Annotated in this window: 1 pseudogene; it reads left to right on the top strand. The window is 67.5% G+C overall.

The window, feature by feature from the left end:
- Positions 1–212 (top strand): annotated as a pseudogene (locus tag AC2YHB_RS25660) (acetyl-coenzyme A synthetase); the annotation flags it as partial.

The raw sequence follows: 212 nt of genomic DNA, 5'->3' as shown, positions 1-212 counted from the left end.
GACGACGACCGGTACGCCGACACCTACTGGTCGCGCTTCAAGGCGCAGGGCTACTACTTCGCCGGCGACGGTGCGAAGAAGGACGAGGACGGCGACATCTGGGTCCTCGGTCGCGTCGACGACGTCATGAACGTCTCCGGCCACCGCCTGTCCACCACCGAGATCGAGTCCGCGCTCGTCTCGCACCCCAAGGTCGCCGAGTCCGCCGTCGT

The organism is Nocardioides sp. SRI_004, from assembly GCF_057586415.1.
This window is presented reverse-complemented; position numbering and strand designations above follow the sequence as displayed.